Annotated in this window: 2 protein-coding genes and 1 pseudogene; all 3 read right to left on the bottom strand. The window is 66.1% G+C overall.

Going from position 1 to position 2,397, the window contains the following annotated elements; all coding sequences use genetic code 11:
- Positions 1–667, bottom strand: a 667-nt coding sequence (locus tag JCM25156_RS13810) for a DUF763 domain-containing protein (RefSeq protein WP_025813545.1), incomplete at its 3' end; no start/stop codon positions are given.
- A 174-nt stretch (positions 668–841) separates the two neighbouring features.
- Positions 842–1,293: pseudogene (gene mntR, locus JCM25156_RS24545) on the bottom strand (manganese-binding transcriptional regulator MntR).
- A gap of 59 nt (positions 1,294–1,352) precedes the next feature.
- Positions 1,353–2,234 (bottom strand): formyltetrahydrofolate deformylase, encoded by an 882-nt coding sequence (purU, locus tag JCM25156_RS13800; RefSeq protein ID WP_025813543.1) that lies wholly within the window; start codon positions 2,232–2,234, stop codon positions 1,353–1,355.
- Positions 2,235–2,397 lie beyond the last annotated feature (163 nt).

Raw genomic sequence — 2,397 nt, 5'->3', positions numbered from 1 at the left:
TGTCGTGCAGCACAGCCATCTGCCCCCGGCGCGAATCTCCGGCCCGCCTGTCCGTCAGGTTCAGGATCGCGCCGCCCGTGGCGCGCCCGTCAATGGCGGCGTGCGGGGCCTCGACAAAACTGCCCAGCCCCTCGGACAGCCAGTGATAGCGCCGCGCCATGCGCCGCCCGGTATGCATGCCCTGCTGGATGACGGTCCACCGCCCGTCCGCCGCCACCACGAAGCCGTGCAGGTACAGGTCGAACCCGTCCTGCACGGCGGCGCTGTCCACCTTGGCCACCATGCGACTCGTCGCCACGAGCGGGGTGGCGTCAAGGCCGGTGGCGTGGCCCACATCCAGCAGTTCATCGGGCGTGCGGCGGGAATGGCGGCCCCGCCCGCCGCAGACATACAGCCCCAGTTCATCCGCCAGTGGCGAAAGTCCGCGCTTGAGCGCGCCGATCACGGCGGTTGTCATGCCCGATGAATGCCAGTCCATGCCCATGACCGCGCCAAAGGACTGGAACCAGAACGGATGGGCCAGACGGCGCAGGAATTCGTCACGCCCGTAATGATGGATGATGGCCTGCGTCATGACCGCGCCAAGGCGGGCCATGCGCTGGCCAAGCCATGCGGGCACGCGGCCCGTATGCAGGGGCAGGTCGGCGGAGCCTGCGCGTCGGGTCATGGCGTCCCCTTCCGGTGGCGGGTCGGTTGCGGCGTTTCTCCGTGCCCGCCCCTGGCGGCTGTCTGCAACAGCCTGCGATCATAAGGAAGTTTCTGGTGAAGCCTGTTTCAAAAAGCTTCAGGCAACGTCACCTTTGTGAAAAAAGCGGCCCCCGAAAACTTTTATCGTTTTTTATCAGTCAGTTTTTTTCAGACGGCTTCTTACAAAATCAGCCAGCCCGGCATCCAGCGCATGGCGGAAGGCGTCCAGCGTTTCCGTGCCCACGTAATGCTCCATTCCCTCCGCGTCGATGCGGGCATTGACCTCGCTCACGCCCAGCGCGCGCAGGAACCGCTCGACCGTATGATGCCGCTCCCGGCTCTGGCCCGCCATGTCGTGCCCGGCTTCGGTCAGGAAGATACCACGATAGGGGCGGCGCGTGACCAGTCCATCCGCCTCCAGCCGCACGAGCATCTTGGCCACCGTGGGCTGCGACACGCCCAGACGCGCCGCAATATCGACCTGCCGGGCTTCCTGCCCTTCATGCAGCAGGTCATCGATCAGTTCGACGTAATCCTCGATCAGGCGGTCTTGCGCGCCAGCCGCGCCTGGCGGAAACCGGCGCACTGCATATCCGGGTCGGGCATGGCGTCAGTGCGCGCGGTGGTGTGCCCCTCCGGCCCGGACCGGCCGTTTCCATCCGGTGTCATGGGCTGAACACGATCGTCTTGTGGCCGTTGGGAATGACGCGCCGTTCGGTAAAGTAGCGCACGGCGCGGGCCAGCACCCGGCGCTCGATGTCACGGCCCTTGCGGATCAGGTCATCGGGGCTGTCGGCATGGGTGATGCGCTCGACATCCTGTTCGATGATCGGGCCTTCATCCAGATCTGGCGTGACAAAATGGGCCGTCGCCCCGATCAGCTTCACCCCGCGCGCGAAAGCCTGATGATAGGGCCGCGCGCCCTTGAAGCCGGGCAGGAAGGAATGGTGGATGTTGATGCACCGCCCCGCCAGCCGCGCGCTCATCTGGTCCGACAGAATCTGCATGTAGCGCGCCAGCACCACCAGTTCCGCCCCCGTATCGCGCACCACCTGTTCGATCCGCGCTTCCTGCCCGGCGCGGGTGGCGGCGGAAACCGGCAGGTAATGGAACGGCACGCCTTCAAGATTGAGGTGCGCGTAGGTCTCCCGCGGGTGGTTGGAAATGATGGCCACCGGCTCGATGGCCAGTTCACCGATACGCCAGCGGTACAGCAGGTCCACAAGGCAGTGGTCGAACCGCGAGACCATGATGACGGTGCGTGTGGGCCGCGCGCTCTCGCGCACCGACCACTTCATGTCCAGCCGCGCCGCGATGTCGGACAGCACCGCGTGCAGGGTTTCCAGTTCCGCCCCGCCAGCGGGCAGGCTGAACACGATACGCATGAAAAAGACCCGGCTTTCACGCTCGTCGAACTGCTGCGCGCCCGCGATGTCGCCGCCGAGTTCGAACAGCGCGCAACTGATCGCCGCCACGATGCCCGGCTGGTTCGGGCATGAAAGCGTCAGGACATAGGAACGGGTGGGAGTGGGTTCAGGCTCGGACATGCTTCCCCTGCTGCTGGCTGGCCAGATACACTAACGGGTGCGCGGGCGGCCCGTATCGTCGGGCATGACGTTATAGAACCAGCATTCCCCCGCCGCGCGCACATCCGCCTGCGTGGCCGGGACGGGCTGGACCACATCGCCGCCCGGCGTCCACCCTTCGGGG

Source organism: Komagataeibacter kakiaceti JCM 25156 (assembly GCF_000613305.1).
This window is presented reverse-complemented; position numbering and strand designations above follow the sequence as displayed.